Raw genomic sequence first — 13,481 nt, 5'->3', positions numbered from 1 at the left:
TTCGCCCCGACCGACCAGCAGGGCGGGAAATCGTCACGCCGCCCGAGGGCGGCGCGCGCCTCGAAAGCTTCTCCCACAACGCCGCGCGAAAATCGTTGTAGTCGTTCCGGCACCTGCGATGGCAGAGCTCCGGCCGAGAGACCCGAAAGGGCAGCGTGAGGGGTTCACGACGGGCGCGTGCGCGGCCGCCGCGGCCAAGGCGGCGGCGCGCGTGCTCGCGCGCGGCGCGGCGGTCGACGCCATCGAGACCACCCTGCCGAACGGGCAGAAGGTCACCTTCCCGCTGAGGCGCTGCGATCGCGACGGGCCGCGCGCCACGTGCAGCGTCATCAAGGACGCCGGCGACGATCCCGACTGCACCCACGGCGCCGAGCTCGTCGCCGAGGTCGAGCTCCGCAGCGAGCCGGGCGTCGAGATCCGCGGCGGCGCCGGGGTCGCCGTCGTGACCAAGCCGGGGCTCGGGCTGCCCGTCGGCGCGCCGGCCGTGAACCCCGTGCCCCGCCGGAACATCACCGAGATGGTCCTCGAGGAGCTCGAGGGCTCGGGCTTCGCCGGGGCCACGGTGACGCTCAGCGTCCCCCAGGGCGAGGAGATGGCGAAGCAGACCATCAACGCGCGGCTCGGGCTCATCGGCGGCATCTCCATCCTCGGGACGAGCGGGATCGTGAAGCCGTACTCGACCGCCGCCTTCCGCGCGAGCGTCGTGCAGGCGATCGACGTCGCCGCGGAGCGCGGCATCGCGACGCTCGCGCTGACGACCGGCGGCAAATCCGAGGCGTACGCGATGAAGCTCTACCCGGAGCTCCCGGAGGAGGCGTTCATCCAGGTGGGCGACTTCATCGGCACCGGGGTCCGCCACGCCGCGCGGCGGCAGATCGCCCGCGCGATCATCGTCGGCATGATCGGCAAGCTCTCGAAGATGGCCGACGGCAAGATGATGACGCACGCCGCCGGCTCGGAGGTGAGCATGGAGCTGCTCGCGCAGATCGCCGAGGAGCTCGGCGCGCGGCCGGAGATCGCCGCCGAGATCCGGCAGGCGAACACCGCGCGGCACGTGCTCGAGCTGTGCCAGCGCGAGGGGCTCACCGGCGTGCCCGGGGGGATCTGCCGGCGCGTCGTCGAGCACACCTCGCGTCACGCGGGCGGCGCCCTCGAGGTGCACGCCTGCCTCGTCGATTTCAACGGGGCGCTGCTCGGCCGATATCCGGCCGGGACCGCCGGTGCCATCGGTGCGGAGAGAGCGGAGGAGCCATGAGCAGTGATGAGGCGCGCGCGGTGAACGACATGCGGCAGATGACCGCGCTCGGGCGGCGCATCGAGGACAAGAGCTTCGCGATCATCGACGAGGAGGCCGGCGCGCACGGCTTCCCGGAGGCCGAGTGGCAGGTCGTCCGCCGCGTGATCCACGCGACCGCCGACTTCGAGTTCTCGTCGCTCATGCGGCTCCACCCCGAGGCGATCGCGCGGGGCATCGCGGCGCTCCGGGGCGGCGCGCCGGTCCTCGTCGACGTGAAGATGATCGGCGTCGGCCTGAACGAGCAGCGGCTCGCGTCGTACGGCTGCGCGATCCACTGCTTCATCTCGGACGACGACGTCATCCAGGCCGCCTCCGCGGCCGGCTCGACCCGCGCGATCGAGTCGATGCGCAAGGCGCACCGGCTCGGGCTCCTCGACGGGGCGATCGTCGCGATCGGCAACGCGCCGACGGCGCTGCTCGAGGTCGTGCGCCTCGCCCGGGAGGAGGGGGCGCGGCCGGCGCTCGTGATCGGCGTGCCGGTCGGCTTCGTGTCGGCGGCGGAGTCCAAGGAGGCCCTCCTCGAGTCCGGGCTCCCCTTCATCGTGGCGCGCGGCCGCAAGGGCGGCAGCCCCATCGCCGTCGCGATCGTCCACGCGCTGCTGCTCCTGTCGGCGGACTCGGCGGAGCCGACAGGATCCGCCGGCTCGACCGGAACGGCCAAGGTGGCGCGATGAGCGCGCGCCGCGCCGTCACCGTCGTCGGCATCGGCGACGACGGGTGCGCCAGCCTGTCGAGCCGCGCCGCGTCCGCGGTCGCCCGCGCCGAGGTGCTCGTCGGGGGCGAGCGGCACCTCGAGTTCTTCCCGCAGTTCCGCGGCGAGAAGATCGCCCTGAAGGGCGGCCTGTCCGCGGCGCTCGACCGCGTGGACGCCCTGTCCGCCGAGCAGAACGTGTGCATCCTCGCCTCGGGCGATCCGCTGTTCTTCGGCGTGGGCGCGCTCGTCGTCCGGAAGCTCGGCGGCGAGCACGTCGAGATCATCCCGAGCCTGAGCTCGGTCCAGTGGGCGTTCGCGCGCACCGGCATCGCCTGGGACGACGCCGCGTTCGTCTCGGTCCACGGGCGCGCCCCCGAGGGGTTCGCGACGCGCCTCCGCCGCCTCACGAAGGTCGCGGTGCTGACCGACGGGGAGAACAGCCCGGCCCGCCTCGCGGCGCGGCTCCTCGAGCACGGCGACGCCGGCTGGAAGGCGTGGGTCTGCGAGAGCCTCGCGGGCGCCGGCGAGCGCGTGCGCGCGTTCGACCTCGCCGCGCTCGCCGCCTGCGAGGACATCGGCCCGCTGAACGTGCTCCTGCTCCTGCGGAGCGATCCCGCGTGGCGCCCGCCGCCGGCCGTCCCCTACCTGCACGAGGACGCGTTCGCGAAGCGCATGCCGAAGAACGGGCTGATCACGAAGCGCGAGGTGCGCATGCTCTCGATCGCGTCGATGGCGATCCGCCCCGACGCGGTCGTCTGGGACGTCGGCGCCGGCTCGGGGTCGGTCTCGATCGAGGCGGCGATGCTCTGCCCCCTCGGGCGGGTCTATGCGATCGAGGTCGACCCGGAGGGCGTGGAGATCTGCCGCGACAACGTCCGCACGCACGGGGTCGACAACGTGCGCGTCGTCGCGGGCCGAGCGCCCGAGGCGCTCGCGGCGCTCGAGGACCCAGACGCGGTGTTCGTCGGAGGGAGCAAGGGGAGCATGGAGGAGATCGTCACGGTGGCGCTCGATCGGCTGCGGCCGGGCGGCCGGCTCGTCGTCAACGCCATCACGATGGAGAACGTCGCCGAGACGTACCGCGCGCTGCGGGCGCGGGGGCTCGACCCCGAGGTCACGCTGCTCTCGGTCTCGCGCGGCGTCCCGCTCGCGCGCTACGTGCGGTACGAGGCGCTGAACCCGATCCACATCTTCGCCGCGACCAAGCCGGCGAACGCCGAGGAGGCCGTGGAGGGCGCAGCGCCGACCCAGCCTGCGGCCGGCGGCGCGCGGCGGTCCACCTCGGAGGCGTCATGAGCGGCCTCGGCAAGCTCTACGGCGTGGGCGTCGGCCCCGGCGCGCCGGACCTGCTCACGCTGCGCGCCGTGCGCGTGCTGCAGGAGGCGGACGTGCTCGCGCTCCCCCGCAGCTCGGATTTCGGCGCCTCGATGGCCTACCGGATCCTCGAGCCCGTCGTCGGCAAGCAGCGGGACAAGGAGCGGCTGCTCCTCACCTTCCCCATGAGCAAGGACCCGGATCGCGTCCGCCCCTACGTGGACGCGGCCGTCGAGCAGATCGGCGACCGGCTCTCGCGCGGCCTCACCGTGGCGTTCGCCACCGAGGGGGATCCGTCGCTCTTCAGCACCTTCGTCTATGTGCGCCGCGAGGCGCTGCGCCGCTTCCCCGGGCTCGAGGTCGAGGTCGTCCCCGGCGTCACCTCGGTCACGGCGGTCCCTGCCGTGAGCGGGCTCGCGCTCGCCGACGGGCAGGAGCGCATCGCCATCCTGCCCGCCACGTACGGCGTCGACGACCTGACCGACGTCCTCCAGCGCTTCGACACCGTGGTCCTGATGAAGATCGGCTCGGAGATGCCGAAGGTGACCGAGGCGCTCACGCGCGCTGGCCTCCTCGATCGGGCCGTGTTCGTGTCCAAGGCGACGATGCCCGAGCAGCGGATCGTCCGCGATCTCCGGGCCGCGCAGGGCGAGCGGGGCGACTGCTTCGCCATGGTCGTCGTCACGCGCGGGGAGCGGAGCGGGCTGCTCGTCGGGGAGGCCCCGGCCTCGCCGCCGGGCGGCTTCGACAAGGCTGCTACCGAACCGGAGGCCCCATGATCGCCGAGCGCAAGCCCTACGCCATTTACGCGATCACCCGGCACGGGATCGAGATCGCGAAGAAGCTCGCCCCGGGGCTCCCGGGCGCGGATCTCTACGTGTCGCAGAAGCTGTTCGACGGCGCGCCGGCGGGTGCGAAGCCGCTCCCGCTGCCGATGGGGCCGCTCTTGAACGAGGCGTTCACGGCCTACGACTGCCACGTCTTCGTGATCAGCGTCGGCGCGGTCGTGCGCATGATCGCGCCGCTGCTCAAGAACAAGAAGGTCGATCCCGCGGTCGTGTGCGTCGACGACACGGCGCGCTTCTCGATCTGCCTGCTCTCCGGGCACGTCGGGCGGGGCAACGCGTTCACCGAGAAGGTGGCAGGGCTGCTCGGCGCGCAGCCGGTGGTGACCACGGCGTCCGACGCGCTCGGGACGCTGACGGTCGACATCCTCGGCCGGGACCTCGGATGGACCCTTGACGATCCCGACCGCAACGTGACGCGCGGCTGCGCCGCCGTCGTGAACGCCGCGCCGGTGCTGTTCGTCCAGGAGACCGGCGAGCCCTCGTTCTGGCCCGAGGCGACGCCGCTGCCGCCGGGCGTGCGTTACGCGACGTCGCTCGACGGCGTGGACCCCGGCGCGTGGGAGATCCTGCTCGTCGCGAGCGACCGTGATCTCTCCCGCTCGCACCCCGAGATCGTCGAGCGCGCCGTCGTCTACCGGCCGAAGAGCCTGGTGCTCGGCGTCGGCTGCGATCGCGGCGCGCCGCTCGACATGGTGGAGCGCGGCGTCGACCGGCTGCTCGAGGAGCACGGGCTGTCGGCGAGATCGGTGAAGGCGCTGGCGACGATCGACAAGAAGGCCGACGAGGAGGCGCTGCTCGCGCTGTCGGCGCGGCGGGGGTGGCCGCTCGTCACGTTCACGCCCGAGGAGCTCGACGCGACCGAGGGCATCGAGAACCCGTCGGAGACGGTGAAGAAGCACGTCGGCGCCCGGGGCGTCGCCGAGCCGGCCGCGCTCCGGGCGGCGGGGGCCGCGAGGCTGCTCGTGCCGAAGCGGGCGTACACCGAGGAGGGCGTGGGGCGGTCCATGACGCTCGCGGTGGCGCGCGTCCCCTTCTCGAAGCGCAACGTGGAGGAGAGCCATGGGTGACAGCAAAGGAGTCCTGTCGATCGTCGGGATCGGCCCTGGCGCCGAGGAGCACGCGTCCCGCGCCGCCCTCGAGGCGATCGCGGCCTCGGACCTCATCGTCGGGTACACGACGTACATCCGGCTGGTGAAGCACCTGATCGAGGGCAAGGAGATCATCAAGACCGGCATGACCGAGGAGATCGGCCGGGCGCGCGCCGCGGTGGAGCGGGCGCGGGACGGCGCGCGGGTCGCGATCATCTCGTCGGGCGACGCGGGTGTTTACGGCATGGCCGGGCTCGTCTTCCAGGTGCTTGAGGAGATCGGCTGGAAGCGGGGCGAGTCGCCGGAGCTCCGCATCGTGCCCGGGATGACGGCGCTCAACGCGTGCGCATCGCTCGTCGGCGCGCCGCTCGGCCACGACTTCTGCGCCATCTCGCTCTCCGACCTCCTGACCCCGTGGCCGGTCATCGAGCGGCGGCTCGAGGCCGCCGCCGGGGCCGACTTCGTCATCGGCCTTTACAATCCCGCAAGCGGGCGGCGCACGCGGCAGATCGTGCGGGCGCAGGAGATCATCCGCCAGCACCGCGCGGGCACGACGCCGGTCGCGCTGGTGAAGAGCGCCTACCGCAAGCTGGAGAGCGCGGTGCTCACCGATCTCGACCATTTCCTCGAGTACGAGATCGGGATGCTGACCACGGTGCTCGTCGGGTCGACCAACACCTTCATGTTCGAGGGGTACATGGTCACCCCGCGCGGGTATACCAACAAGTACACATGGGATGGAGCCGCGCTCCCCGGCCAGACGCCGGGGCGCTCGCTCGTGCTCTCGGACGAGAGCGGCACTGCGGAGGAGGTCTAGATGGCACGCGTAGGGAGGCTGGGCGGCGCGATCCTCGCCGAGACCCAGGGGGCGTATTACCTCATCGGCAACACCAAGGCGCCGTGCGACTTCCGCGCGGCGGGGTTCGAGCCGCCGGACGAGGTCGATCTCGTGAAGGGGGCCTATGTCCGGCTCAAGCCGCTGCGCGAGGTGAAGGTGGCGCCGCCGGTGCTGCTGCTCGACGTCGAGGGCGAGGAGCTCGCGAAGAAGCTCGTCCATCGCTTCGTGATCGATCGCAATGGCTCGGTGAGCGAGCGGCTGTGGCGGCTCGTCTACAGCCACGACGACCCGCTCGACGACGCCGAGGCGCCTGTCGAGCGGGACGCGCGCTGGCTGGGCGGGATCCCCGAGCCGATCTGGCAGCTCGTGCGCGACAACGTGCTGCGCTGCCTGTAGTGCGATCGGGCACGGGGAGGACGCTCCGGCCGCTCGCCCGGACGTCGGGGTGCTCAGGGCGACCCGCACGCTGGCCGCGCGGAGATACCCGGGAAGATGTGCGTCCCACGCCCGGGCTCCTGTGACGTCGAGGATGCCGCTGTTCCATGGCGCACCGTGGCCACGACGGCGGGATGCCGCTGCTCCTTGGTGCAACAAGGTGATGACGGCGCTACGCTTCGCGACGTGCAAGCGCTCAAGGCCCGCGTCCAGAACGGCCGCATCGTCGTGGACGAGCCCACGGATCTGCCGGAGGGCATGGTGCTCGATCTCGTCATCGCCGATCCGGGCGACGAGCTCGACGACGAGGAGCGCGCAGAGCTGCACGCGGCCCTCGAAGAGGGGCTCGCCGAGATGCGAACAGGGGCAGGTGTCGAGGCCGACGTGCTGCTCGCCGAGCTGCGGGCGCGCGGGTGAAGGTCCAATTCCTGGGGAGATCGGCCGAGCAGGCGCGCGCGGTGGATGCATGGTGGCGCGAAAACCGTCCCGCGGCGCCGTCGCTGTTCGCCGATGAGCTCGCCGCAGCGCTCCGCATGCTGCAGCGCACGCCGGAGACGGGAGCCCCCTACGGCCCCAAGGCGAAGGATGGAGTGCGGCGTGTCTTGCTGTCGCGAACGCAGTACTATGTATATTACGCGGTTGAACCGGAGGCGCGCTTCATTGGAGTGCTCGCTGTCTGGAGCTGCTTGCGCGGCAAGCCGCCCAGCTTGGGTCACGCGAAGGACGTGAAGAAGAACCGCTGAGGCGGAGAGCTCTCCCTCCAGCGGGCTCGGCTCGTGATCAACATCATTGCGAGGCTGCTCGCCCTGAGGGAGGCGCGACGCGCCGAGCCTCCTTCGTTGAAAAGCGCTGGGCGATTCCGAGACAGACGGTGCCGCCAGGCTCTCCCGGAGCGCTCCGGTTCGTCCGCGACCGTGCTCTCGCCGCTCGCCCCTTCACTGGCACCAGATCATGATCGAGCGAGCGGCTGTGGCGGCTCGTCTACAGCCACGACGACCCGCTCGACGACGCCGAGGCGCCTGTCGAGCGGGACGCGCGCTGGCTGGGCGGGATCCCCGAGCCGATCTGGCAGCTCGTGCGCGACAACGTGCTGCGCTGCCTCTGATCTCGGCTCCTGGCGCACGCCGGCGAAGCTTGTGAGCGGCCGACGCCGGGCGCGATCTCACCATGCGCCTCGATCCCCAGTACAGTGCAGGACCGAGCTCGCGCTAGTTCCGCGTGGTGACGGTCCAGTTGTCCGACGTGTTCTGACCGCCCGTATCGGCCACCACGTCGTATGTGATATTCCCGCTCTTGATGGAGAACGAGATTGTGCCTGAGATATAGTTGAGCGCCTGCTGCGTGGGCGTCACGAAGAAGCCCTGCGTTGGAGACGTCGTGGAAGGGGCCGCGGAGGAGAAGACCATCTTACCTCCCGGGATCACTATCGAAAAGCTGGACGTCACCGGGTCCTTGCTCCCCGACCACCAAACGATGATATCCTCCTGCTTCAGGGTGACATTCTGCAGCGCGAATTCGCTTTTGTTGGTCACCGAGATATTCACGGTGTTCACATTGTTCACGCCGAGGTTGGTCTGGCCGAGCGAATACGTGAAATTGATCACGACGTCACTCGGGTCGACCGTGAGGATTTGCCTGCTCTTGCTCATGATTCACTCCTGCTCGTTGGTGAGAGTTGCTGCCTGAGCGGCGACCTTGGGTCGAGGCCCCCTTGGCCTGGACCGGACGCCGCCCGTCATGGCGCGAAGGGCGGGTTTGCCCCGTGCGCCAAACCTGTTTCGTGTGAAGGTTGCCGCGTCGGGCCTACGTTCGTACGGCCCCGAAGCGCGGCAACGCGGGGACACGGGAAGTCGACTTTCTCCGCGGCGAGGAACGCAAACGTCGCGTCCCTCGCCGGCGGCGCCTCGAATTGAGCCGGGTCACCTCGATCCCCTGTCCCCTGTCCGCTGTCCACTGTCCCTTGCAGCACGCATACCAAGCACTCGAACCGTCTCCCGCGAGCCGCCGACGGGGCGATCGGCGCGGCCCGCGCGGGCATGCAGGGGCCTCCCGGCAGCCGACGACGGCCGGGCTGCGTCACCTGGAGACACGACGCTTCTTCCAGAGACATGCGCGGCCGGCCACGGAGCCGGGGGGCACGTGGGCAGACGAACCTCACCCCGATTGGCCGGCTGCTTCCGTTGCACGAGGCGCGCGTGCGTGCCCTCGTGGAAGAGGATCTCGCCTGCGCGGATCCTCGGCAGCTAGACGAACAGAGGGACCGGGTTGAGCTCGCCCTCGGCGAGCGGGCGAGCGAGCCAACCCAGCGCGCAGGGCACCTGGTAGAGCCTCCCCGGGCCGAACCGGGGCCAGAAATGGCGCAGCCCTGGGACGATCACCTGGGCCACGGGCAAGCCGATGTCGGGGCGGGTCTTGTCCACGGCGATGAGCTCCAGGCCCGCCCCGTCGAGGCGATCCAGGCATTGCTCGATGTCGGCGCGCAGGTCGGCGCCGCCGATCCGGGGCAGGTGCTCGGCCGCGACCCGGCGGAGATCGGGGCTCGGGAAGAGATGCGCGCGGTCAGGGAGCCGCTCGAGGTCCCACGGCGCCCGGCGCGCCGCGCCGGGATCGAAGAGCTGGTTCAGCTCGGTGAGCGATCGCTGCACGGCGAGGCGCGGGTCGAGGTGGCAGCCGAACCCGATGGTGAATCGATCCTCCCGGGCCTCGTGGGCGAGGGCAACGCAGGTGGGGATACCGAGATCGTGCGTCAGATCGAGCACCCAGACGGCCCAGCCGAGGCGATCATAGTCCGCCTGGAGGGCTTCGAAGTACGGGTCCCCGAAGCTGTCGAGCGCGATGGCCGGGCGCGCGAGCCGGTTGTACCACCAGATCGCAGCGGCATCGCGCTCCACGAGCTCGAGCAGGCCCTGCAGCACGGCCTCTTCGAGGCAAGTGCCGGCCGCCACGCCGTTGCTGCAGGGCCCGCAGAACGCTGTGCCGCTCTCGGCCGGGGCCTCGGCGTAGCAGTAGGCAAGCGGGACATAGCGCCGCTCGCGCTTGCTCAGCGACCAGGCCGGGGTCCAGTCGATCCCGGTGCCGGCATCGAGCGGCTCGGGTATCCACTGGCGACGATCCGCTGCCCGCGCGTTGAGGTGAGCGCGCTCGCGGTGCTGCGCCTCGCTGAAGTTCAGCAGATCGCCGAGCGAGAGCGCCGCCGGGCCGAGCTCGGCCTCGCTCGCGCGGACGCGCGCCTCGTCCCCCTGGTAGACGCCGCTGTACCGCTCGAGCGCCTCGCAGAGCGCGCTCACCCTGGCCTGGTCCGCGCTGCGCCCCTTGCCGGCGCAGGCCTTGTCGAAGACGTTGGTGCGCGGGACGTCCTCCCGAGGGCAGGCCAGGTAGCCGGACGCGTACACGGCGCGGAGCTCGGTGTCCCGCCCCGGCATCGGCACGAGGTATGTCACGGCTCCGGTGATCGGGCTGACGAGGTGCTGATAGCGCTCGTAGGTCCGCCGCGGGGTCTGCCGGCGATATCCACCGTCCTCGTAATGCGCCTTCTCCACCGGCTGCAATTCGACCGGGCGCTCGCCGACGGCCGCCATCCGCGCCGGATCGCCGCACACCGGGCACTGCGGCCTCCGGACGACCGCGTGCGCGGAGATCTCGAACGTGGCCAGATCGAGGGCGAGCACCCGGGAACCGAGCGCCTGGGGAGCGCTGGTGTCTTCCCTGGCGAGCGCGCGGGCGATGGCCGAGGCGCCGAGCCCGCAAGCGGTCCGTACGCTCGCCTCGGTGGCCGCCCTGGGGGGAGAGACGTGGCCCTCGTGCCCCCGGCGGCGGCGAACGAGCTCCTCGACCGGGCGGTTCTGGCGGATCCAGAACGCCAGGCAGCCCCAGCAGGGGCCGGCGCCGGGCTCGAAGACGGGCCCGATGAGCGGCTGGACGCCGGCAGGCTTGATCAGGAACCAGCGCGCTCCTTCGCGCAGCGCGCGGCGGTTGATCGAGGCCAGCTCGGGCTGCAAGTAGTCGTCGGCCACGACCACCTGCACCGCCGCCTCGCCGTCGATCCGCACGCCTGCCTGTTCGAGCGCCTCGGTCATCCACCCGGCGGGAGCGGCTTCGCCGACGGCCAGGACCGACACCGGGGTCCGGCTCAGGGCCTCGGCGGCCGCCTTGCCGTCGAGACCTACCCCGCGCCAGAACGCCGCGTGCTCGGAGGGAAGCTCCGGCGTTGCGGGGACCAGGTAGCCACGCGCCGCGAGCCGGCTCAGGGCGTACAGGGTCTCCGGCTCGGAGAACCGATCGCGCGCGGCGCGCAGGATCTCGTCGACCGTGCGCCGGCCGTCGACGAGCGCGGCCACCTCGGCGGCGCAGGCGCCGGAGACGACGAAGCGCTCGCGCTCGCCGATCAGGAAGACCACGCCCGCATCCATGCGCTCGACGCGCAGGGTGGGCTTGAACGCCAGCACCTGGCTCAGCTCCAGAGGATCCATCATCGTTCCTGGTTTCACCCGCCGATGAGCAAGTGCAAGCGGCGCGCTCGAGGAGAGCGACCGCTGGATGGCCGGGGATCGCCTCGCCCCCAAGACCCGTCAGAATCCGGGCGGAGCGGCGTCGCACGCGGGCGTCCCACGACATCCCCGTGAGGCGCTGGTCTCGTCCCCCGATCAGCAGCAGCAAGTGAACGGGTACGCCGCTCCCCTCGCGTTGTATACGGCGAGCGCGATGGGCTCGGAGTCCACGTTGCTCGGCTTCGTGGGCAGATAGAGCTTGAGCGTATGAGGCTGGAGCGAATCCCAGTACGACGGATGGTCCTTGTCGAGCGGAGATCCCGGCGGATGCCACCGGGCCGCGCCGTCCTCCTCGACGCGCACGCTCATCGTCCAAGGTAGCCTGTAACCTCGGATGGTTCGCAGCGCCGAGGCAAGGTCGATCGTGAGCGCTCGTCGAAATTCCTGGTCGCTCCAGGCTTTGGCCATCGCCGCGAGCAGCACGACGTTGAACTCGGCGAACAAGCCGTCGTCGGGAACGAAGCCCCCCGCAGGAGGGCCGCTGTGGAGGCCGACGCGCTCTTGACCCGCCTCTTCGCCCTCATGACAGCACCCCGCGTGCTCCCGCCCTCGTTCGGGGCGACGGACGAGCTGCACCCCGTGGTCCGCCCGCATGTTGAGCCCGCCCCCTCTGTCCTGAGGGCGCGCATGAGCCCCGTGCTGATCGTGCTCCCGGCTCGATTGATCGCTGAACAGCGACGGGCGCTGCTTGTAATAATCCCCGAGCGCCCTCGCGTAGTCCTCCGGACGGAGGTCTTCCCGCAGATCATCGTACCCTGGACGAGCTGCGGAACGCTTGGGCGCGAGCGGCAGGCGCAGCGTCAAGCAGTCGAGCAGGTCGCTTGGCCAGACCCACTCATCGTGGATCCACATGAAGTCCTCGTCCGCTCGTGCGATCTGAAGCTCGCACGTCCTTGGCCATGGCCAGATATAGCCAAATCGATCCTTGAGCGCGGAAGCGGGGTCGCCCCCGGTCAACTCCTTGCCAAAACCGTCCGGATCGGCCCATGCCTCTGCGATCGCGCGCAGGTACGTCGAGCGAAACTCCGTCAATTGGTTCGTGCTCATGAGCCCCTCTTTGCTTGACCGTTGTTCGCGATGAAGTGTGCGCGGGTCGGTGTCGCGCCCGTTCACGCGCCGCGCGGGCGCGCTGCTTCCGGCAACCCCATGAGCCGCGCAGGGTTGTCCCACAACGCTGCCCGGAGCACGTCCTCGGCGAGCGGCCCGCCCCCGTCGAACAGCCTGGCGACGATCGCGGGATCGTGGTCGACGTGGGGGAAGTCGGTGCCGAAGACGACGCGATCCGCGCCGATGACGCCGACGCAGTGCGCGAGCATCGCCTCGCCCGGCTCGAACGCGATCCAGCACTGGCGGCGGAAGTAGCTCGAGGGGCGCTGGTTCACGCGACCTCTGACCTCGTTGCTCAGCTGCGTATACTCGATCTCGTCGAGGCGCCAGAGCCAGTAGGGCAGCCACCCGCAGCCCGACTCGAGGAAGCCGACGCGAAGGCCCGGATGGCGCTCGAGGACGCCTCCTTCGAGCAGGGCGAGGAACGCCATCATCGCCTCGAGCGGGTGGGAGCAGGCATGCTGCGCGAAGTGCGTTCGGAAGCGCGAAGCGCCGGCCGTCTGCACGCGCGTGTGCGTCCCCTCGTGCAGCAGCAGCGGGATGTCGTTCGCCTCGCAGGCCGCGAAGAAGGGCTCCAGCTCCGGCGCGCCGAGGGTCCTCCCGCGGACCGGGTTCGGCCGGACCACGGCCGCGCTGAGGCCGGCCGCGAGGCCGGCCTCGAGATCCGCGACCATCTGCGCGGGATCGTGGCGCGAGATGAGCGCGGCCCCCTTGAGCCGGGTCGGGTCTCGCCGGCACTGGTCCGCGAGCCAGCGATTGTAGGCTCCCGCGTAGGCGCGGGAGCGATCCGCGTCGATCTCCTCGTCGTACACCAGGAACCCCGTGTAGGTCGGGTGCAGCACGGCGACGTCGACCCCCGCCTCGTCCATCGTTGCGAGCTGGCCGGCCGCCGTCTCCGCGGCGATCAGCTCGCGGCGGTGCTCCTCCGCATGGATCCCGACCTCGATGTAGCCCACCTCGGTCATCCCGCGACAGATGGGCTTTCCTGCGACCGTGACCACCGGCGGGGTCGGCAAGAGGCCATGGTCTCCCAGCCGGTGCAACCGAGCCCGGAGGGGCTCATCATGCTTCGAGAGGGGGCGGACGTCCGGCGCGACGTCGCGGTACCTCGCCGGCAGGTACTCCGGCCAGAGCCCCATGGGCTCCATGACGTGGCGGTCGATGTCGATGATGGCAATCCCGTCGCGCACGCTACCCTCTCCCTACGAGCAGAGCTCCGGAGCTCCATGCGGTGCGGAGGACGCGCCGCGATCCGTCCGGCGGCACGGGATCACGCGAGCGCCTCCTTCGCCCCCGGTCCAGCCAGCGATCGC

11 protein-coding genes and 1 pseudogene are annotated in these 13,481 nt (G+C 71.0%); 8 read left to right on the top strand and 4 right to left on the bottom strand.

Features of this window, described 5'->3' with window-relative positions; genetic code table 11:
- The first annotated feature begins 118 nt into the window (after positions 1-118).
- The 8 genes and pseudogenes from WME95_RS01380 (at position 119) to WME95_RS01345 (ending at position 7,257) form a co-directional block, all read left to right on the top strand.
- On the top strand, positions 119-1,255 hold the full coding sequence (locus tag WME95_RS01380; RefSeq protein ID WP_437906603.1) for a cobalt-precorrin-5B (C(1))-methyltransferase: 1,137 nt from the start codon (positions 119-121) through the stop codon (positions 1,253-1,255).
- Positions 1,252-1,971 (top strand): precorrin-8X methylmutase, encoded by a 720-nt coding sequence (locus WME95_RS01375; RefSeq protein WP_437906602.1) that lies wholly within the window; start codon positions 1,252-1,254, stop codon positions 1,969-1,971. The genes WME95_RS01380 and WME95_RS01375 overlap by 4 nt, the downstream gene beginning before the upstream one ends.
- Positions 1,968-3,287, top strand: coding sequence for a precorrin-6y C5,15-methyltransferase (decarboxylating) subunit CbiE (cbiE, locus tag WME95_RS01370; RefSeq protein ID WP_437906600.1), 1,320 nt, complete (start codon positions 1,968-1,970; stop codon positions 3,285-3,287). Before WME95_RS01375 ends, cbiE begins: the two co-directional genes overlap by 4 nt.
- Positions 3,284-4,084: a precorrin-2 C(20)-methyltransferase gene (gene cobI / locus WME95_RS01365; RefSeq protein ID WP_437906599.1), complete on the top strand. Its 801-nt coding sequence runs from the start codon at positions 3,284-3,286 to the stop codon at positions 4,082-4,084. Before cbiE ends, cobI begins: the two co-directional genes overlap by 4 nt.
- Entirely contained in the window at positions 4,081-5,220 is a 1,140-nt protein-coding gene (locus WME95_RS01360) for a cobalt-precorrin 5A hydrolase (protein WP_437906598.1), read from the top strand. The genes cobI and WME95_RS01360 overlap by 4 nt, the downstream gene beginning before the upstream one ends.
- Positions 5,213-6,475 (top strand): annotated as a pseudogene (gene cobJ, locus WME95_RS01355) (precorrin-3B C(17)-methyltransferase). The gene WME95_RS01360 and the pseudogene cobJ overlap by 8 nt, the downstream one beginning before the upstream one ends.
- 225 nt (positions 6,476-6,700) lie before the next feature.
- Positions 6,701-6,931, top strand: a complete 231-nt coding sequence (locus WME95_RS01350) for a hypothetical protein (protein WP_437715169.1) — start codon at positions 6,701-6,703, stop codon at positions 6,929-6,931.
- Entirely contained in the window at positions 6,928-7,257 is a 330-nt protein-coding gene (locus WME95_RS01345) for a type II toxin-antitoxin system RelE/ParE family toxin (protein WP_437906596.1), read from the top strand. Before WME95_RS01350 ends, WME95_RS01345 begins: the two co-directional genes overlap by 4 nt.
- Positions 7,258-7,722: 465 nt before the next feature.
- Here WME95_RS01345 and WME95_RS01340 read toward each other — a convergent pair whose 3' ends face one another.
- The 4 genes from WME95_RS01340 to WME95_RS01325 form a co-directional block, all read right to left on the bottom strand.
- On the bottom strand, positions 7,723-8,163 hold the full coding sequence (locus WME95_RS01340) for a hypothetical protein (protein WP_437906595.1): 441 nt from the start codon (positions 8,161-8,163) through the stop codon (positions 7,723-7,725).
- Between the two features lie 594 nt (positions 8,164-8,757).
- Entirely contained in the window at positions 8,758-10,986 is a 2,229-nt protein-coding gene (locus WME95_RS01335) for a TOMM precursor leader peptide-binding protein (RefSeq protein WP_437906593.1), read from the bottom strand.
- A 171-nt stretch (positions 10,987-11,157) separates the two neighbouring features.
- Positions 11,158-12,108, bottom strand: coding sequence for a BMA_0021/BMA_0022 family TOMM bacteriocin (locus tag WME95_RS01330; protein ID WP_437906591.1), 951 nt, complete (start codon positions 12,106-12,108; stop codon positions 11,158-11,160).
- Between the two features lie 62 nt (positions 12,109-12,170).
- A complete protein-coding gene (locus WME95_RS01325) occupies positions 12,171-13,358 on the bottom strand; it encodes an amidohydrolase family protein (RefSeq protein ID WP_437906589.1) in 1,188 nt (395 codons plus the stop codon).
- Between the last annotated feature and the right edge of the window lie 123 nt (positions 13,359-13,481).

Source organism: Sorangium sp. So ce327 (assembly GCF_051530205.1).
Taxonomy (GTDB): domain Bacteria; phylum Myxococcota_A; class Polyangia; order Polyangiales; family Polyangiaceae; genus Sorangium; species Sorangium cellulosum_B.
The sequence above is the reverse complement of the archived record's forward strand: the minus strand, read 5'-3'. Positions and strand labels throughout refer to the sequence as shown.